Annotated in this window: 18 protein-coding genes and 1 tRNA gene; 14 read left to right on the top strand and 5 right to left on the bottom strand. The window is 65.4% G+C overall.

All coding sequences use genetic code 11. The annotated features are described in order from the left end of the window. The first annotated feature begins 77 nt into the window (after positions 1-77). The 7 genes from rimP to rbfA are packed head-to-tail and all read left to right on the top strand — an operon-like array spanning position 78 to position 6,560. Positions 78-647, top strand: coding sequence for a ribosome maturation protein RimP (gene rimP, locus E2E27_RS07915; RefSeq protein ID WP_141458434.1), 570 nt, complete (start codon positions 78-80; stop codon positions 645-647). Then, entirely contained in the window at positions 644-2,275 is a 1,632-nt protein-coding gene (gene nusA / locus E2E27_RS07920; RefSeq protein WP_141458435.1) for a transcription termination factor NusA, read from the top strand. Before rimP ends, nusA begins: the two co-directional genes overlap by 4 nt. Continuing rightward, complete coding sequence (locus E2E27_RS07925) at positions 2,256-3,035, top strand: DUF448 domain-containing protein (RefSeq protein ID WP_141458436.1); 780 nt, start codon at positions 2,256-2,258, stop codon at positions 3,033-3,035. Before nusA ends, E2E27_RS07925 begins: the two co-directional genes overlap by 20 nt. 9 nt (positions 3,036-3,044) lie before the next feature. After that, on the top strand, positions 3,045-5,594 hold the full coding sequence (gene infB, locus E2E27_RS07930) for a translation initiation factor IF-2 (RefSeq protein ID WP_141458437.1): 2,550 nt from the start codon (positions 3,045-3,047) through the stop codon (positions 5,592-5,594). Next, entirely contained in the window at positions 5,591-5,716 is a 126-nt protein-coding gene (locus E2E27_RS19190; RefSeq protein ID WP_286172863.1) for a hypothetical protein, read from the top strand. The genes infB and E2E27_RS19190 overlap by 4 nt, the downstream gene beginning before the upstream one ends. Continuing rightward, on the top strand, positions 5,713-6,159 hold the full coding sequence (locus tag E2E27_RS07935) for a PaaI family thioesterase (RefSeq protein ID WP_141458438.1): 447 nt from the start codon (positions 5,713-5,715) through the stop codon (positions 6,157-6,159). Before E2E27_RS19190 ends, E2E27_RS07935 begins: the two co-directional genes overlap by 4 nt. Continuing rightward, a complete protein-coding gene (gene rbfA, locus E2E27_RS07940) occupies positions 6,159-6,560 on the top strand; it encodes a 30S ribosome-binding factor RbfA (RefSeq protein WP_141458439.1) in 402 nt (133 codons plus the stop codon). The genes E2E27_RS07935 and rbfA overlap by 1 nt, the downstream gene beginning before the upstream one ends. Before the next feature lie 6 nt (positions 6,561-6,566). On the opposite strand, the gene E2E27_RS07945 is transcribed toward rbfA, so the two are convergent. Further along, positions 6,567-7,157 carry a YceI family protein gene (locus E2E27_RS07945; RefSeq protein ID WP_234036239.1) on the bottom strand — a complete coding sequence of 197 codons (591 nt, stop codon included), beginning with the start codon at positions 7,155-7,157 and terminating at the stop codon, positions 6,567-6,569. A gap of 78 nt (positions 7,158-7,235) precedes the next feature. Between E2E27_RS07945 and E2E27_RS07950 the strand changes: the two genes are divergently transcribed. The 5 genes from E2E27_RS07950 to E2E27_RS07970 all read left to right on the top strand — a co-directional run bounded on the left by E2E27_RS07950 (position 7,236) and on the right by E2E27_RS07970 (position 12,276). Continuing rightward, positions 7,236-7,811 (top strand): thymidine kinase, encoded by a 576-nt coding sequence (locus E2E27_RS07950; RefSeq protein WP_141458440.1) that lies wholly within the window; start codon positions 7,236-7,238, stop codon positions 7,809-7,811. Further along, positions 7,808-8,782 carry a tRNA pseudouridine(55) synthase TruB gene (gene truB, locus E2E27_RS07955; RefSeq protein ID WP_141458441.1) on the top strand — a complete coding sequence of 325 codons (975 nt, stop codon included), beginning with the start codon at positions 7,808-7,810 and terminating at the stop codon, positions 8,780-8,782. Before E2E27_RS07950 ends, truB begins: the two co-directional genes overlap by 4 nt. A 13-nt stretch (positions 8,783-8,795) precedes the next feature. Next, a complete protein-coding gene (gene rpsO / locus E2E27_RS07960; RefSeq protein ID WP_141458442.1) occupies positions 8,796-9,065 on the top strand; it encodes a 30S ribosomal protein S15 in 270 nt (89 codons plus the stop codon). Positions 9,066-9,241: 176 nt separating this feature from the next. After that, positions 9,242-11,521 carry a polyribonucleotide nucleotidyltransferase gene (gene pnp, locus E2E27_RS07965; protein ID WP_141458443.1) on the top strand — a complete coding sequence of 760 codons (2,280 nt, stop codon included), beginning with the start codon at positions 9,242-9,244 and terminating at the stop codon, positions 11,519-11,521. A gap of 74 nt (positions 11,522-11,595) precedes the next feature. After that, entirely contained in the window at positions 11,596-12,276 is a 681-nt protein-coding gene (locus tag E2E27_RS07970; protein ID WP_141458444.1) for a spermine/spermidine synthase domain-containing protein, read from the top strand. Here the strand turns inward: E2E27_RS07970 and E2E27_RS07975 are convergent. Both E2E27_RS07975 and E2E27_RS07980 read right to left on the bottom strand, forming a co-directional pair. Next, entirely contained in the window at positions 12,264-13,232 is a 969-nt protein-coding gene (locus E2E27_RS07975; protein WP_234036240.1) for a DUF481 domain-containing protein, read from the bottom strand. The genes E2E27_RS07970 and E2E27_RS07975 overlap by 13 nt on opposite strands. Positions 13,233-13,545: 313 nt before the next feature. After that, complete coding sequence (locus tag E2E27_RS07980) at positions 13,546-14,250, bottom strand: GcrA family cell cycle regulator (RefSeq protein WP_141458445.1); 705 nt, start codon at positions 14,248-14,250, stop codon at positions 13,546-13,548. 141 nt (positions 14,251-14,391) lie between these two features. Here E2E27_RS07980 and E2E27_RS07985 point away from each other — a divergent pair, with 141 nt between their 5' ends. After that, the gene (locus E2E27_RS07985; RefSeq protein ID WP_141461706.1) at positions 14,392-15,240 is read left to right on the top strand and encodes an ABC transporter permease; all 849 of its coding nucleotides are present in this window, start codon (positions 14,392-14,394) and stop codon (positions 15,238-15,240) included. Between the two features lie 98 nt (positions 15,241-15,338). Here the strand turns inward: E2E27_RS07985 and hspQ are convergent, their stop codons facing one another. Next, positions 15,339-15,719, bottom strand: a complete 381-nt coding sequence (gene hspQ, locus E2E27_RS07990; protein WP_141458446.1) for a heat shock protein HspQ — start codon at positions 15,717-15,719, stop codon at positions 15,339-15,341. A gap of 180 nt (positions 15,720-15,899) precedes the next feature. Here hspQ and E2E27_RS07995 point away from each other — a divergent pair. Next, a tRNA-Ser gene (locus E2E27_RS07995) sits at positions 15,900-15,989 on the top strand. Between the two features lie 152 nt (positions 15,990-16,141). Here E2E27_RS07995 and E2E27_RS08000 read toward each other — a convergent pair. Next, positions 16,142-17,431 (bottom strand): sugar MFS transporter, encoded by a 1,290-nt coding sequence (locus E2E27_RS08000; RefSeq protein ID WP_141458447.1) that lies wholly within the window; start codon positions 17,429-17,431, stop codon positions 16,142-16,144. Positions 17,432-17,512: the final 81 nt, after the last annotated feature.

A 17,512-nucleotide genomic window follows, 5' to 3' on the forward strand; every position in this document is an offset into this window, starting at 1 on the left:
CAAGGTTAGGGTGCTGGCGCCTCCGGGGGCCGGCCCGAAACCGCGTTGCCGCACTGCCGATTCGCTACGGAGCATGAATGGCCGATATCGCCCGCCTGACCCAGTTGATCGAACCCGAGGCCACGGCCCTGGGGTTTGAACTGGTGCGCGTGGCGATGCTGCCCTCCGAAGCCGGCGATGGCGGCATGGCCTTGCAGATCATGGCCGAAGACCCGGCGACCGGCCAGCTGGTGATCGACCAGTGTGCTGCGCTTTCGCGCCGCGTGTCGGACGTGATCGACGCGGCCGAGGAAGCGGGCGAAGTGCTGATCGAAGGGGCCTACCACCTCGAAGTCAGTTCGCCCGGCATCGACCGTCCGCTGACCCGCGAGAAGGATTTCGCGAACTGGGCGGGCCACGAAGTCCGCATCGTGATGGACAAGGCCTATGAAGGCCAGCGCGTCAACAAGGGCGTGCTCGGCGGGCTCGAGGATGGTATGGTCCTCGTCAAGGAAGTTAAGGCGGGCGATGTCCGCCTGCCGCTTGCAGATATTCATTCCGCGAAGCTCGTCCTTACCGACGCGCTGATCGCCGCCACCCGCCCGCTGGATACCAGCGGTGCCGACGAACTCATCGAAGACACAGATTCAGAGAAGGCAGAAGACTGATGAGTGCCATTTCCGCCAACAAGGCCGAACTGCTTGCGATCGCCAACGCGGTCGCCTCGGAAAAGATGATCGACAAGGCGATCGTCATCGAGGCGATGGAAGAAGCGATCCAGAAATCCGCGCGCAACCGCTACGGCGCGGAAAACGACATCCGCGCCAAGCTCGATCCGCTGACCGGCGATCTGACGCTGTGGCGCGTGGTCGAAGTGGTCGAAGAGGTCGAGGACTACTTCAAGCAGGTCGACCTCAAGCAGGCCGAAAAGCTGCAGCCCGGCGCCAAGGTCGGTGACTTCATCGTCGATCCGCTGCCGCCGGTCGATCTCGGCCGTATCGACGCGCAGTCGGCGAAGCAGGTGATCTTCCAGAAGGTCCGCGATGCCGAGCGTGAGCGCCAGTATGAAGAGTTCAAGGACCGTCAGGGCGAAGTCATCACCGGCGTCATCAAGTCGGTCGAATTCGGCCATGTGATCGTCAACCTCGGCCGTGCCGAAGGCGTGATCCGCCGCGACCAGCAGATTCCGCGCGAAGCCGCCCGCACCGGGGAGCGCGTCCGCGCGCTCATCACCAAGGTGGAGCGCAACAACCGCGGCCCGCAGATCTTCCTCAGCCGCGCACACCCCGACTTCATGAAGAAGCTGTTCGCGCAGGAAGTGCCCGAAATCTACGACAACATCATCGAGATCAAGGCCGCCGCCCGCGATCCGGGCAGCCGCGCCAAGATCGGCGTGATCAGCCGCGACAGCTCGATTGACCCGGTCGGCGCCTGCGTCGGCATGAAGGGCAGCCGCGTGCAGGCGGTGGTGCAGGAACTGCAGGGCGAGAAGATCGACATCATCCCCTGGAGCGAAGACACCGCGACCTTTGTCGTCAACGCGCTCCAGCCTGCCACGGTCAGCCGCGTCGTGCTCGATGAAGATGATGGCCGCATCGAAGTGGTGGTGCCCGACGATCAGCTGTCGCTGGCGATCGGTCGCCGTGGTCAGAACGTGCGTCTGGCGAGCCAGCTCACCGGCCACCAGATCGACATCATGACCGAGGAAGAAGCTTCCGAGAAGCGCTCCAAGGAATTCGCCGAGCGTTCCAAGATGTTCGAGGAAGAGCTCGACGTCGACGAGACGCTGTCGCAGCTGCTGGTGGCCGAAGGCTTCGCCGAGCTGGAGGAAGTGGCTTACGTCGACCTCGCCGAACTCGCCACCATCGAAGGCTTCGACGAGGAACTCGCCGAGGAACTTCAGAGCCGTGCGCTTGAAGCGCTCGAACGGCAGGAAGCCGCGCACCGCGAAGTGCGTCGTGGTCTGGGCGTGGAAGATGCGCTCGCCGAGATTCCGCACCTCACCGAAGCGATGCTGGTCACGCTCGGCAAGGCGGGGATCAAGACGCTCGACGATCTCGCCGATCTCGCCACCGATGAGCTGATCGCCAAGAAGCGCGAAGCGCCGCGCCGCCGGAACAATGCCGACGGTCCGCCGCAGCGTCGTCCGCAGCGCGAAACCGACAAGGGCGGCGTGCTGGGTGAATATGGCCTCTCGGAAGAGCAGGGCAACGAAATCATCATGGCTGCACGCGCACACTGGTTCGCGGACGAAGAGCCGACCGAGGAGGCCGCCCATGCGGACTCCACCCAATGAGCGCCTGACGTCCGACATCGCCGAGCCGTCGCCCTCCGCCAAGGCGGAGAGCGAGCGGCGCTGCATCCTCTCCGGGGACACCTCGGCGCGGGACAGCCTCGTGCGTCTGGCGATTTCGCCCGACGGGCTCGTGCTGCCCGATGCCGGGGCCAAGGCACCGGGGCGGGGCGCGTGGATCGGGGTGACCCGCTCCGCGCTTGAAGAAGCGCTCGCCGATGGCCATCTGAAGAAAGCCCTGATGCGCGCTTTCAAGGGTGCGCCTCTCACCATCCCCGAAGACCTGCCCGCGCGGATCGAGGCCGCGCTGGCGCGCCATCTGGGCGACCGGCTGGGGCTTGAACTGCGTTCCGGCAATATCGTGCTGGGCTCGGCCCGGATCGAGGAACAGGCGCGCTCTGGCCGGATCGCGGTACTGCTGTACGCGGCCGACAGCAGCGCCGACGGGCGGCGCAAGCTCGATCAGGCGTGGCGCGTTGGCACCGATGCCGAAGGCTCGGGCCTGACCGGGCAGGTCTTGCCCCTAGACCGCACCGCGCTGTCTGTGGCATTGGGCCGCGACAATGTGGTCCACCTGGGCGTTGCCGGCCATCCCGGCGACATGCGCGCCGCAGAGCGCGTGCTTCAGGCGGTGTCCCGGCTGGTGCACTACGCCGGGACGGAGCGGGCGAACGCGACGCAAGAGACAGGCCGGGGCGCACCCGGCAACGCGGACCTGCCGGACGGCGGGGCAGCGGTTATTGATGAATACGTGAAGGACTGACGAGCGATAATGAGCGACGAAAACGACAACCAGCGCACTCGCAAACCCCTCGGCCTCAAGCGGTCGGTGGATGCGGGCGAGGTCAAGCAGACCTTCAGCCACGGCCGCACCAACAAGGTGGTGGTCGAGGTCAAGCGTCGCCGTGTGCTCGGCAAGCCCGGTGAGGCCGCCGCGCCGCCGCCGCCTCCCCCGCCGCCTCCGCCCGTCGCCGAAGCGCCGCGCCCGGCTGCGCCGCCGCCGCGTCCCGCGCGTGCCGCGCCCGCGGGCGAGACCCCGCAGGAGCGCGTGAAGCGTCTCCAGCTCGAAGCCGAGGAAGAGCGGCTGCGTCTCGCCGAGGAAGCCCGCAAGCGCGAGGAAGCCGAGGCTCGCGAACGCGAGGAAGAAGAACGCCGCCGCGCGGAGGAAAACCGCAAGGCCGAGGAAGAGGCCGAAAGGCAGCGCGCCGAAGAAGCCAGCGCCCCCGCGCCCCAGGCCGATGCTGCGCCTGCCCCTGCCGCCGAGGAACCCGCTGACGCCGCCGAACCGGCTGCGAAGGCCGATGTCGCCGTGCCTGCCGCGCGCCGCTTCACGCCTGTGGAACGCCCCGAACCCAAGCGCCCTGCGCCCGAGGTCAAGGGCAAGAAGAAGGACGACAAGCGCGCCGCTCCGAGCGATGCGGGCAAGGACAATCGTCGTTCGGGCAAGCTGACCGTCACCCGTGCCCTGAACGAGGACGAAGGTCGCCGTGCGCGCAGCCTCGCCGCGCTCAAGCGCGCGCGCGAAAAGGAGCGCCGCGGTCAGGGCGGGCCCAGCAAGCCGCGCGAAAAGCAGGTGCGCGACGTGGTCGTGCCCGAGGCGATCACCGTGGGCGAACTCGCCAACCGCATGGCCGAGAAGGGCGCCGACCTGGTGAAGGCGCTGTTCAACATGGGCATGATGGTCACGGTCAACCAGACCATCGATCAGGACACCGCCGAGCTGCTGGTCGAGGAGTTCGGCCACAACATCACCCGCGTCTCCGCGAGCGATGTCGATATCGACACCAGCGCCGATGCCGATCCGATCGAAACGCAGAAGCCGCGTCCGCCGGTGGTGACGATCATGGGCCATGTCGATCACGGCAAGACCAGCCTGCTCGACGCGCTGCGCGGCACCGACGTCGTCAAGGGCGAGGCCGGTGGCATCACCCAGCACATCGGCGCCTACCAGATCACCACCAAGGACAAGGCGAAGATCACCTTCCTCGACACGCCGGGCCACGCGGCCTTCACCGAGATGCGGATGCGCGGGGCGAACGTCACCGACATCGTCATTCTGGTGGTCGCAGGCGATGACGGGCTGATGCCGCAGACCATCGAGGCGATCAATCACACCAAGGCGGCTGGCGTGCCGATGATCGTGGCGATCACCAAGTCGGACAAGGAAGAATTCAACCCGCAGAAGATCCGCGAACGTCTGCTCGAACACGAAGTTATCGTCGAGGCGATGTCGGGCGACGTGCAGGATGTCGAGGTTTCGGCCAAGACCGGCGCGGGGCTCGACAAGCTGATCGAGGCGATCAACCTTCAGGCCGAACTGCTCGAACTGAAGGCGCGCCCCGACCGCGATGCCGAAGCGACCGTGATCGAAGCGCAGCTCGACAAGGGCCGCGGGCCGGTTGCGACCGTGCTCGTCACCCGCGGGACGCTGAAGCGTGGCGACACCTTCGTGGTCGGCACGCAGAGCGGCAAGGTCCGCGCGATCGTCGACGACAAGGGCCAGCAGCTCAAGGAAGCCGGCCCCTCGATGCCGGTGGAAGTGCTCGGCCTTGGCGGGGTGCCGTCCGCGGGGGACAACCTCACCGTGGTCGAGAACGAGCAGCGTGCGCGTGAAGTGGCCAAGTATCGGCAGGAACTGGCGACCGAAAAGCGCACCGCGCTCGCCCCCACCAATTTCGATACGATGTTCGCAGGCCTCGCCTCCAACGTCATCGAATTCCCGGTGGTGGTGAAGGCGGACGTGCAGGGCTCGGTCGAAGCGATCGTCAACGCGCTCCACAACCTCTCGAACGACGAGATCAAGGTCCGCGTGCTGAACGCGGGCGTGGGCGCGATCACCGAAAGCGACGTGCTGCTGGCGGGGGCATCGAAGGCGCCGATCATCGGCTTCAACGTGCGCCCGAATGCCAAGGCGCGCGATCTGGTGAAGCGCGACGGGGTGCGGATGATGTATTACGATGTCATCTATCACCTCACCGATGCCATCGCCAAGGAGATGGCGGGCGAGCTCGGGCCGGAGCGGATCGAAACCGTGGTCGGCCGTGCCGAAGTCAAGCAGGTCTTCCCGGCGGGCAAGAAGGACAAGGCGGCAGGTCTGCTGGTTCTGGAAGGCGCAATCCGCAAGGGGCTGTTCGCGCGTCTCACCCGCGCCGATGTCATCGTTTCGGCCACCAAGATCCAGTCGCTGCGGCGCTTCAAAGACGACGTGGACGAAGTGCGCGCCGGTCTCGAATGCGGCGTGGTGCTCGAGGATACCAACGACATCAAGCCGGGTGACAACCTCGAAGTCTTCTCGGTCGAGGAGCGTGAGCGGACGCTGTGATCGAACTTATCGCCCTCTTTTGCACCTTCGTTCTGATCGGCCTCTATTACGAGAATCGCCGCCAGACCGATGCACTGGTGCGGATCGCCAAAGCGCTTGAAGAGCGACGCAAGGAACCGTGAGCCTGAACGACCTGCACTACCCAGACGATGCCGGGCAGTCGCCGCACACGGCGCTGCTCGGCTCCGAATTCGTCGGCTTCGACGAGGCGAGCCAGACCGCGACCATGCGCTTCACCGTCACGCGCGAGATGTGCACCTGGCGCGGCGGCGTGCAGGGCGGGCTGGTAGCAGGCTATCTCGATGACGTGATGGGCTATGCCTATGTCGCGGCCACCGGCGGCGTCATGGCGCCGCTCAACCTCGACATTTCGATGAGCCTCATCCGCCTGATCCCCGAAGGCGCGACCATTATCGGCACGGGCCGGGTGGTGAAGGCGGGGCAGCGCGTGGTGTTCCTCGAAGGTGAATTGCGCGGCGAGGACGGGACGATCTATGCCCGCTCGACCTCCACCGCGATCCCGACTCCGCGTCCCACGCCGGAAGTTACGGGGCTGGAGCGCTGATGGCCAAACAACCCTTCACCGCCGAACAGCAATCGGTCCGCGTGCTCAAGGTGGGCGAGCGGGTGCGGCATATCCTCTCGGAACTGCTCGCCCGCGGCGAGGTACATGACGATGTGGTGAGCGCGGCGCATATCTCCGTTACCGAGGTGCGCATGACCCCCGATCTGCGCCATGCGACCGCCTATGTGAAGCCGCTTCTCGGGGCGGCGGACGAGGAAGTGGTCAAGGCCCTGCGCCAGAACACCGCCTTCCTCCAGCGAGAGGTCGCCCAGCGGCTCGGTCTGAAATTCGCGCCCAAGCTCAAATTCCGCAAGGACGAAAGCTTCGCCGAGGCCGACCGGATCGAAGCGCTGCTGCGCGATCCCAAGGTACTGCGCGATCTGGACGACGAGGACGAATAGCTCGCGCTATTTCGGTACCATCCGCGCCTTCAGCGTTATGTCGACCTTGTTACCGACGATCAGCTGATAGGACTTCATCCCGAATTCGCGCCGGTCGATGGTGGTGGTGCCGGTGAAGCTGACCGGCTTGCCTGCCTGCGCCACCGGGTCGGCGTTGAAGGTGACGTTAAGCGTCGCGGGCCGCGTCACCCCGCGCGCGGTCAGCTCGCCCGTCACCGTGCCCCGCGTCGGGGTGGCGAGTTTCAGCGAGCGTCCGACGAAGCGGATCGTCGGATATTTCTCGACCCAGAAGAACTTCTCGCCCCGCAGCCGTTCGAGCGTAACCGAATCCGGTGCCTCGATTGCGGTGGCATCGAAAGTCACGTCGATCATCGCCTGCTCGGGCGCGCCGGGGACGATCGTGACCGCGCCCTGCATCCGCGGGAAGCGCGCGGTCTTGCTGGCGAGGCCGAAGAACGGCACCTTGGCCGAAACATTGCTGGCCGAGGCATCGAGCGCATAACGCTGCGGTACACCCGCCGCCGCATTGGCGAGCGCGAACAGCGCCAGCAGGGGCAGCAGGATCAGGCGCAGGCTGGCAAGGGGGCGGGTCATCATCTCTCCCCAACGCTTCAATCGGGCAAAAGGTTCAATTCCGCGCTCGCCCGGCGCTGGCCGACGGGGTAGGAGCGCGCGATGGCCAAGCTCTACTTCTACTACGCCAGCATGAACGCAGGCAAATCCTCGCACCTGTTGCAGGCCGATTTCAATTACCGCGAGCGCGGAATGGCAACCATGCTGTGGACTGCCGCGCTCGACAGCCGCTCGGCGGGAATGGTCAAGAGCCGCATCGGGCTGGAAAGCGACGCGCACAAGTTCGCGCCCGAGACCGACCTGTGGGCCACCATCAGCGCTGCGCACAAGGTGCAGCCGCTCGATTGCGTGCTGGTGGACGAAGCGCAGTTTCTGACGGGTGATCAGGTGTGGCAGCTCGCCCGGCTGGCGGACGAGGCGGGAATTCCGGTGCTGTGCTACGGATTGCGCACCGATTTTCAGGGCGAGCTCTTCCCCGGCTCCGCGGTGCTGCTGGGCATTGCCGACGCGCTGGTGGAGTTGAAAGCCGTCTGTCACTGCGGGCGCAAGGCGACCATGAACCTGCGCGTCGATGAAAGCGGCGCGGCGGTTCGGCAGGGCCAGCAGACCGAGATCGGCGGGAACGACCGATATGTCGCGCTGTGCCGCCGGCATTTCTCCGAAGCCTTGAAAGGATGAGCGCGCCGCTTTCCGGCTGGCTGATCCTCGACAAGCCTCGGGGCATGGGCAGCACGCAGGGCGTGAGCGCGGTCAAGCGGGTGCTGCGCCAGAACGGCTATGCCAAGACCAAGGTCGGCCACGGCGGCACGCTCGACCCGCTGGCGGAAGGCGTGCTGCCGATCGCGCTGGGCGAGGCGACCAAGCTCGCCGGACGGATGCTCGACAGCGACAAGATCTATGCCTTCACCGTCAAGTTTGGGGGGGAAACCGACACGCTCGATACCGAAGGGCCCGTGATCGCCACCAGCGATGTGCGCCCGACGCGGGCCGAGGTGGAGGCGGTGCTGCCCCGTTTTACCGGGCCAATCGAGCAGGTGCCGCCGGCTTACTCCGCGCTGAAATTGGACGGCCAGCGCGCCTATGACCGCGCACGGGCGGGGGAGGCGGTGGAGCTGAAGGCGCGGGCGGTGACGATTCACACCCTCTCCGTTCGGGCTGAGCTTGTCGAAGTCCCGCACTTTTCTTCGGAAGTGCAGGACGGCCCTTCGACAAGCTCAGGGCGATCGGGTTTGGACGCCATCACCCTCGTCGCCCACGTCTCCAAGGGCACCTACATCCGCTCCCTCGCGCGCGACATCGCTCATGCGCTTGGCACCTGCGGGCACGTGACCTATCTCAGGCGCATCAAGGCCGGGCCGTTCCGCGAGGAACAGGCGATTTCGCTGGACTTCATGGAGGAAACCGCTAAGGGGCAGGGCCTTGAACACCTTCTCCTGCCGCTGGAGGCAGGGCTGGACGACATCCCGGCCCTTCACCTCGATCAGACAAGCGCGCAGGCGGTCCGGCAGGGCCGGGTGCTGTCTGACATGCCCCAATCATCCGGGCTCTATCTGGCGAAGCTGGGCGCTGTCCCGGTCGCATTGATGGAAATCACGGAGGGGACGGCCAAGGTCGTCCGGGGTTTCAACCTTCCCGATGTCGCTGAGTAAGAGAGATAAGAATATGTCGGTGACCGCCGAAAAGAAGCAGGAAATCATTGCTGACAACGCCCGTGATCCCAAGGACACCGGCAGCCCCGAAGTGCAGGTTGCGATCCTCACGCAGCGCATCCGCAACCTGACCGAGCACTTCAAGGATCACCACAAGGACAACCACTCGCGTCGTGGCCTCCTGATGATGGTCAACAAGCGTCGCACGCTGCTCGCCTATCTCAAGAAGAAGGACGTCGAGCGCTACAACGCCCTGATCCAGAAGCTGGGTCTGCGCAAATAAGAGTTTAGCGGGAAGGGCGGCTCAAGAGGCCGCCCTTTCTGCATATGGGGCTTGGCGGACATCCGGTCTGCCGTGCCTCGGGGCCAAAGCGCTCCGCACCGGACCGGGACGGTTGTTTCCCCGGCATTAGAGGCCCCGCCCGGCAATGCGGCCGCGCGGGTTCAGAAGGAAAACCAATGTTCGACACGAAAACCGTATCGCTGGAGTGGGGCGGCAAGACCCTCACTCTGGAAACCGGGCGTATTGCCCGTCAGGCCGATGGCGCCGTTCTGGCCACCTATGGCGAAACCGTGGTGCTCTGCGCCGTGACCGCCGCCAAGTCGGTGAAGGAAGGGCAGGACTTCTTCCCGCTCACCGTCCACTATCAGGAAAAGTTCTCGGCCGCCGGGCGCATCCCGGGCGGCTTCTTCAAGCGTGAACGCGGCGCGACCGAGAAGGAAACGCTCACCAGCCGCCTGATCGACCGTCCGATCCGTCCGCTCTTCCCCGAAGGCTTCTACAACGAGATCAACGTGATCGCGCAGGTCCTGTCGTTCGACGGCGAGACCGAGGCCGATATCGTCGCGATGATCGCAGCCTCGGCGGCGCTGACCATCTCGGGCGTGCCGTTCATGGGCCCGATCGGCGCGGCGCGCGTCGGCTTCGTCGATGGCGAATACACGCTCAATCCGAAGCAGGACAAGGCGCTCGCCGAAGGCCGTCTCGACCTCGTCGTCGCCGCGACCCAGAACGCGGTGATGATGGTCGAATCCGAAGCCAAGGAACTGACCGAAGACGAAATGCTCGGCGCCGTCATGTTCGCGCATGACGAAATCCGCAAGGTCATCGGCGCGATCGTCGATCTGGCCGAACAGGCCGCCAAGGACCCGTGGGACGTCGACACCAGCGACAACACCGCCGACATGAAGGCCAAGCTCAAGGACCTGATCGGCGCGGACATCGCGGCGGCTTACAAGTTGACCGACAAGTCGGCGCGCTCGAACGCGCTCAACGAAGCCCGGGCCAAGGCCAAGGCGGCGTTCGCGGACGAAGGCGGCCAGACCCAGATGGTCGCTGGCAAGCTGATGAAGAAGCTCGAAGCCGAAATCGTGCGCACCGCGATCCTCAAGGATGGCCAGCGCATCGATGGCCGCAAGCTCGATCAGGTGCGCCCGATCGAAGCCATTGTGGGCTTCCTGCCGCGCACCCACGGCTCGTCGCTGTTCACCCGCGGCGAGACGCAGGCGATCTGCACCACCACCTTGGGCACCAAGGATTCCGAGCAGATGATCGACGGTCTGGAAGGCCTCAGCTATTCCAGCTTCATGCTGCACTACAACTTCCCGCCCTATTCGGTCGGTGAAGTGGGCCGCTTCGGCGCACCGGGTCGCCGCGAAGTCGGTCACGGCAAGCTCGCCTGGCGCGCGCTCAACCCCGTGCTGCCGAGCAAGGAAGACTTCCCCTACACCATCCGCGTGCTGAGCGACATCACCGAGTCGAACGGCTCGTCCTCGATGGCGACCGTGTGCGGCGGCTGTCTGTCGATGATGGACGCGGGCGTGCCGGTGAAGGCGCCGGTCAGTGGCATCGCGATGGGCCTGATCCTCGAAGGTGACGAATTCGCCGTCCTCTCGGACATTCTGGGCGATGAAGACCACCTCGGTGACATGGACTTCAAGGTTGCCGGGACCGCCGAAGGCATCACCACGATGCAGATGGACATCAAGGTTGCCGGCATCACGCAGGAAATCATGGCCAAGGCGCTGGAGCAGGCCAAGGCCGGCCGTCAGCACATCCTCGGCGAAATGGCCAAGGCGTTGACCGGTGCCCGCACCGAAGTCAGCAAGCACGCCCCGCGCATCGAGACGATCCAGATCGACAAGTCGAAGATCCGTGACGTCATCGGCACCGGCGGCAAGGTGATCCGCGAGATCGTCGCCGAAACCGGCGCCAAGGTCGACATCGACGATGAAGGCGTGATCAAGATCTCGTCCTCGAACCTCGACGAGATCGAAGCGGCGAAGAAGTGGATCCTCGGCATCGTCGAGGAAGCCGAAGTCGGCAAGATTTACAACGGCAAGGTCGTCAACATCGTCGATTTCGGCGCCTTCGTGAACTTCATGGGCGGCAAGGACGGTCTCGTCCACGTCAGCGAAATGAAGAACGAGCGCGTCGAAAAGCCCACCGATGTCGTCTCCGAAGGCATGGAAGTGAAGGTCAAGGTGCTCGAGATCGACCAGCGCGGCAAGGTTCGCCTGTCGATGCGCGTGGTTGACCAGGAAACCGGCGAAGAGCTGGAAGACACCCGTCCGCCCCGCGAACCGCGTGAACCGCGCGGTGATCGTGGCGACCGTCGTGGCCCGCGTGGTGGCGGCGATCGTGGGCGCGGCGGCGATCGTGGCGGCCGTGGCGGCGACCGCGGCGGGCGCGAGCGCGACAGCGGTCCGGCGGGTCTCCCCGACTTCCTGAAGGACTGATCGCCTCGACCGAGGTATGAACAAGAGGCCGCCCGGAGCGATCCGGGCGGCCTTGCTTTTGGACACCGAACACCATGCTCCAGCGCGAACTGATCGACACCGCCCAGATCGAGGATGGCGTCACCCTCGACCTTTACACCCATGCCGGTCACTACATGATCGTGATGGGCCGCAACGAGCTGATGAGCACGCGGATGCGGTTCTCGGAAGAACAGCTGGCCGACCTCACCATCGACCGGCTGGGCAAGGACAATGCGCGCATCCTGATCGGCGGCTACGGCATGGGCTTCACCTACCGCGCCGCTGCGGCCAAGCTGGGCGCGAAGGCACAGATCGTGGTCGCGGAGATTTCCGAGGCGATCATCGAGTGGGCCAAGGGCCCGATGGCGGCGCTGACGGGGGAGGGCCTCTCCGATCCGCGCCTCGACCTCAAGATCTGCGATGTCGCCGCGCTGATCGACGATGCCAACGACGGCACCTGCGCCAAGTTCGATGCGATCCTGCTCGATGTCGACAACGGCCCGGACGGGATCGTGCGCGATGCCAACAACCGCATCTATTCGCGCACCGGGCTCGCCAAGGCGCGCGACGCGCTGAAGCCGGGCGGGATTCTGGCGGTGTGGTCAGCCGGGCCCGATCCTGCCTTCCGCAAGCGGCTTTATGATACGGGGCTCGACGTGACGGAGTGGAACGTCCGTTCGCGCCCCAACAACAAGGGCGCGCATCACATCATCTGGTTCGCTCAGAAATCGTAGATCAGCGTAATGCGGCTCAGCGTGTCGGTCTGCACGGCGCCGGGCGGCGGGTTGCTGTCATATTCGACCGCGTAGGAAACTCGCGCCTTCAGCTTCTTGGCGATCGCAGCGTCGAGTCCGGTGACGAAGTCGATCGTGGTGTTGCGCGAATCGATGATCGCCACCGCCGATCCGCCGGTTTCGGCGACCGCGTTGGTATCCTGCGTCAGCTTGAGCTTGTCGGTGATGTTCCAGTCGAAATCGAGCGCGATCAGCCCCGCAATCCGGCTTTCGCTGCGCCCGTCGACGAATTCGGTGACGCGGTAGGCCGGGCCGGCCTTGACCGACAGCTGCACATCATCCTTCTTGAGCGCCTGATATCCCATCCCGCCCGAGATCGCGTAGCGCCCCTCGAAGCCCTGAAAGCGGTCGCGTTCGTACTGGGCGAGGGCATAGACGTAGAACCGGTCCGAAATGTTCACATTGGGCTCGTAACGCGCCAGGAACTGCTCGCGCGTGGTCACGCCCCCGGTGCGCTGGTAATCGACCCGCGCGGTGAAGCGGTGGCGCCAGTCGATCTCTTCGCGGTTGAGCGAAAGGCTGGCCGTGACTCCGGTGTTGTTGGTGTTGCCCGTGGCCCGGAATCCGCCAAGCTCGCCCTTGCCGTTCCAGTTGTCGAACAGGTCGGCTTCGCGCAGCGCCGCCCGGTGGGCCTCGGCCTCGGCGGCCTTGCGCGCGGCGAAATCGGTCTCGAAGGCGGCGACGAGCGCGTCGATCTCGGCGGTTTCGGCAGGGTTTGTCTGGCGGGCGAGATCGGCGACCGTGTGCACCTTGGCCGGATCCCCGGTCGCCACCGCGGCGACGATCATCGCGCGAACGGGCTCTGGCAGTTCGGCCAGCGCGGGCTGGCTGGCACACAGCAGGCCGAAAAGGGCGACCCGTCGCAAGCTGCCAAACCGGGCCTTGTTCGCATTCACGTTAGCGCTCCCTTTGCCTTGCCCCTGCATAGAAGCGCTCCGCATTGCAGGGCAAGCCTTCAGCGCCCGCACGTGGGGGCTTTCCTACAGGTGCCCTTATGGCGCGGGCTGCGGGAATGCCTGGCCTGTGCCCCCTATCCCGCCCTCCCGCGACCGCCGATCGTAACCCGACGCGGGGCACCCTTGCATCAGGTTCGGGGCCGCAGTTTTTTGTCCTAGACAGTGTCTCAAGTGTCTCCAACACCGGCGAAACCGGGCCGCATCGCCCCGTCTGCCAGCGACGGTGAACGAATCGGCAAGATGGTTTCGCGCCTCAGCGCACGCGCGGACCGCCGAAGGGCAGCGGCGGGGGCGGACGGCGCACGCCGCGCGGCAGCTGCGCCTGATAGGCGCGGCCGCAATGCTCGACGCAGTACGGGAAACCGGGATTCACCTGCTCGCCGCAGAAGTGGAAATCCGGTTCGCCCGGGTGGCCCATCGGCCAGCGGCAGACCTTGTCCGACAAGTCGAGCAGGCTGGTCTTGCCCGCGATCTCGGGGCTCGGCTTGGCGGGCACCAAGCGGCGCGGCGGGGCAGGGGGGATCGGCGCCTGCTGGTCGCCGGGGCCCTGCCGCAGAAAGCCGCCGGGGCCGACCGAGACGATCTTGGGCAGATCGGCCTGCGGATTGGGGAGCGCCTGCGACGGGGTGCCGGTGTCGCTCGCAGGTTCGGCGCGGGGCGCGGGATCGGCGGCGCGCGGCGCGGCCCGTTCGGGCGCTGCGGCGCGTGCGGCGGGTTCGGCGCGCGGTTCCGCGGGTGCGCGCTCGGGCGCAGGGGCAGGCTTCTTCACCGGCGCGGCGGGCTTCTTCTTGTCGTTGGCCTTGACCGGGGAGGGGCGCGCCTTGAGACCAAGGCGGTGCGCCTTGCCGATCACCGCATTGCGGCTGACGCCGCCGAGTTCGGTCGCGATCTCGCTGGCGGTGGCGCCGCCTTCCCACATCTTCCTGAGCGTTGCGATGCGCTCGTCCGTCCAGCTCATATCGTCTACCTGTTCCTGTGGTCTGGCCCCCGGATGCGGAGGCGGAATGCTTGTCAGAAACGTCCCTGCGGCCTAGGCACTCCAGCCATGGCCGATAACGTTCCTGCCCATCCCCTCGAAAACTCTGCTCCCGTGCCGGAAATGACGGCGCAAGACAAGACCGGCGGGAGCATCCGGTTTGCTCCGCGCGGGCGCCCGGTGATTACCGGGATCAACCGCGTGGGCCTTGGTGCCCTCTATATGAAGGAGGTGCGCCGGTTTCTCAAGGTGCAGACGCAGACGATCTGGGCTCCGGCCTTCACAACGCTGCTGTTTCTGGTGATCTTCAGCGTCGCGCTGGGCCGGGCGGGGCGCGAGGTGCTGGGCGTGCCCTTCGCCACCTTCGTCGCGCCGGGGCTGATCGTGATGGCGATGATGCAGAACGCCTTTGCCAATTCCAGCTTCTCGCTGCTGGGCGGCAAGATTCAGGGGACGATTATCGATTACCTCATGCCCCCCTTGTCGCCGGGCGAGGTGATGGCGGGCATCCTCGCCGCAGCGGTGACGCGCGCGGTGCTGGTCGGCTGCGCCGTCGCGCTGGCGATGGCGCTGTGGCCGGGCGTGTCGCTCGGGATCGCGCATCCGTGGGCGGTGGTGTGGTTCGGCCTGATGGGATCGCTGATGCTGGCGACGCTGGGCCTTGCGACTTCAATCTGGGCCGAGAAGTTCGATCACAATGCGGCGATCACCAACTTCATCATCGCCCCGCTCTCACTGCTGTCGGGCACCTTCTACGTGATCGAGAACCTGCACGGCGTGTTTCAGGCGATTAGCCGCGCCAACCCGTTTTTCTACGTCATCTCCGGGTTCCGCTATGGCTTTCTGGGGTCGAGCGATATCGGCGGCGCGGGTCAGGTGGTGCTAGCGGCAGGCGGGTTGCTGGCGCTCAATCTGGCTCTGGCGGCGGCGGTTTACGCAGTTCTGCGAAGCGGCTGGAAGCTCAAGAGCTGAAAAGGACTATGGGCACTGCCCGGCCCGCAGGGCCGCAAGGGCGCCCGCCCGCCCGAGCCTTTGCGAGAACCGGCAAGCCGGATGGCTTGCCTCAAAAATCAATGCGTGAGCGAGCGGCGCATCCGGTAACGGCCATCCTTGAAGCTGTCGAACAGCTGGCGCACCGTCGGGTGATCCACCGGGCCGCCATCGGCATCCGCGACCAGATTGCCTTGGCTGACGTAGGCCACGTAGGACGAATCCTCGTTCTCGGCGAGCAGGTGATAGAACGGCTGATCGCGGCGCGGACGAATGTCCTCGGGGATCGACTGGTACCATTCTTCCGAATTGGCGAAGACCGGATCGACATCGAACACCACGCCGCGAAAAGCGAACAGGCGGTGGCGCACAACGTCACCGATGCCGAAGCGGGCGCGGGTCTGGCGCGGGGCGATGATCGTGCGTCCGGCCTGGCTGGAGAAGAACTCTGCGCGTTCCATACCCGTCAATATGGGGGTTTGGCAGCGCAAAACAAGCAGGACGGTTGTGCAGGTGCGAGATATGCCCGCATTTTGTGGTGCGGCAGGTCTTGGCAAGCCCTTCGCCTTGGGCTAACGGGCGCGCTTCCTGTTGCCCGCCGCCTGCGACCAAGCGGCGCTCAGAACCGCAACAGGCCTCGCGGAGAGGTGGCAGAGTGGTCGAATGCGCCGCACTCGAAATGCGGTTTACCGGCAACGGTAACGTGGGTTCGAATCCCACCCTCTCCGCCACGCATCCTTATTGCCAATTTCAGAACGGATGTTTTGAAATCCGCCGGAAAATTGCGAATTCTCCGGTCACGTTTCAGTGAACCTTTCGGGCGCGCGATCGGTTGTAGGGTCGTTGTGCAATGGCCAATCTACAGCGGCCTCGGGACCACATTTCACGCCGCATGGGGACTTTGAGGTCGAGATCCGCGCAGTGCGTACCAGATGATGTAGACCTCGCACGCGACCGTCAGCCAGAAACTGTTCTGCAGGCCGAAGCTGTCGGCGAGCCAGCCCTGCACGACCACCAGCGCGCCGCCCGCAATGGCGGTAATCAGCAGGCCAGACGCTTCCTCTGTTAGAGGGCCCAGACCCTTGATGCCCATGGCGAAGATCGCCGGGAACATGATCGAGTGGCCTAGTCCGACCAGAATCAGGCACCACATGGCGAGTGGACCCGCGAGCGTGGCCGCACCCACCATCACCACCAGCGCGAACAGGGCAAAGGCGGCCAGCGTCCTGTCGGCGGGAAATTTCTGCAAGATGAAGGCTCCGGCAAAGCGGCCCACCATCATACCGCCCCACAGCAGCACGAGATAGTTCGCCGCTTCGGCAGGCGTGATGCCGGCGATATCGGGCAGAATGGCGAAGTTGATGAACAGGTTCGCCACGCCGATTTCGGCGATGAGATAGATGAAGATCGCCGGAACGCCCCAGACGAGATTGGGGTGATCCCACAGTGAGAGATTCTTGCGTTTCTCTCGCGCGACCCGATTGGTGGCCGAGCCGAGCCTGGGCAGGTTCGATCGCCAGATGATCACCGCGATAATCAGCAGGACGATCGCGACCAGAATATAGGGCAGCTCGGTCGCGCGGGCATCGGCCAGTCGCTCCGCCGCGGTAAGCTGCGTCCCTTCGAGCGAGGTTCCGCCTACCGTCCGGCTGAGGATGAGGTAGCCGCCGAAATACGGCGCCAGGAACGTGCCGAAGCTGTTGAAAGCCTGCACCAGCGTAAGGCGGGATTCCGAACTTTCCGCCGGGCCGATCACCGCAACGTAGGGGTTGGCGGCGACCTGAAGCAGCGTGATCCCGCTGGCGATCACGAACAGCGCCAGCAAGGTGATGCCGTAGGACGGCAGATGCGCCGCCGGAACCATGCCGAGAGCGCCGACGGCCATGATGACGAGCCCGATGATGATCGCCCGCTTGTAACCCGTCCGTTCGATCAGGAAGGCGCTCGGCATGCCCATCACGCCATAGGCGATGAACCATACGCTCTCGATCAGCGTGGTCTGGGTGTAGCTGAGCTCGAACACGCTGCGCAGGTGCGGCAAAAGCGTGTTGTTGATGACAGTGATGAAGCCCCACATGAAGAAGAGCGACGCCAGCAGCGCCAGAGCTGGCCTGTAGTTGATCGCCTGACCACCCTCATTCGCGGCACCTTGTGTCCCGTCCGCCTGCGTCATTCCCTTTGTCTCCCCACAGGCCTTGCTAGACCGATATTTGTAGGAGTAATGCGTGGCAAGCGGCAGAGCGTCAAGCCGAGC

Origin of the sequence: Porphyrobacter sp. YT40 (genome assembly GCF_006542605.1) — a bacterium.
Classification (GTDB): domain Bacteria; phylum Pseudomonadota; class Alphaproteobacteria; order Sphingomonadales; family Sphingomonadaceae; genus Erythrobacter.

What these genes read in the sequence shown, in the direction of transcription:
- rimP (WP_141458434.1), top strand. Translation starts at nt 78, where the DNA reads ATGGCCGATATCGCCCGCCTGACCCAGTTGATCGAACCCGAGGCCACG.
- E2E27_RS07925 (WP_141458436.1), top strand. Translation starts at nt 2,256, where the DNA reads ATGCGGACTCCACCCAATGAGCGCCTGACGTCCGACATCGCCGAGCCG.
- infB (WP_141458437.1), top strand. Translation starts at nt 3,045, where the DNA reads ATGAGCGACGAAAACGACAACCAGCGCACTCGCAAACCCCTCGGCCTC.
- rbfA (WP_141458439.1), top strand. Translation starts at nt 6,159, where the DNA reads ATGGCCAAACAACCCTTCACCGCCGAACAGCAATCGGTCCGCGTGCTC.
- E2E27_RS07945 (WP_234036239.1), bottom strand. Translation starts at nt 7,157, where the DNA reads ATGATGACCCGCCCCCTTGCCAGCCTGCGCCTGATCCTGCTGCCCCTG.
- E2E27_RS07950 (WP_141458440.1), top strand. Translation starts at nt 7,236, where the DNA reads ATGGCCAAGCTCTACTTCTACTACGCCAGCATGAACGCAGGCAAATCC.
- truB (WP_141458441.1), top strand. Translation starts at nt 7,808, where the DNA reads ATGAGCGCGCCGCTTTCCGGCTGGCTGATCCTCGACAAGCCTCGGGGC.
- rpsO (WP_141458442.1), top strand. Translation starts at nt 8,796, where the DNA reads ATGTCGGTGACCGCCGAAAAGAAGCAGGAAATCATTGCTGACAACGCC.
- pnp (WP_141458443.1), top strand. Translation starts at nt 9,242, where the DNA reads ATGTTCGACACGAAAACCGTATCGCTGGAGTGGGGCGGCAAGACCCTC.
- E2E27_RS07970 (WP_141458444.1), top strand. Translation starts at nt 11,596, where the DNA reads ATGCTCCAGCGCGAACTGATCGACACCGCCCAGATCGAGGATGGCGTC.
- E2E27_RS07980 (WP_141458445.1), bottom strand. Translation starts at nt 14,250, where the DNA reads ATGAGCTGGACGGACGAGCGCATCGCAACGCTCAGGAAGATGTGGGAA.
- E2E27_RS07985 (WP_141461706.1), top strand. Translation starts at nt 14,392, where the DNA reads ATGACGGCGCAAGACAAGACCGGCGGGAGCATCCGGTTTGCTCCGCGC.
- hspQ (WP_141458446.1), bottom strand. Translation starts at nt 15,719, where the DNA reads ATGGAACGCGCAGAGTTCTTCTCCAGCCAGGCCGGACGCACGATCATC.
- E2E27_RS08000 (WP_141458447.1), bottom strand. Translation starts at nt 17,431, where the DNA reads ATGACGCAGGCGGACGGGACACAAGGTGCCGCGAATGAGGGTGGTCAG.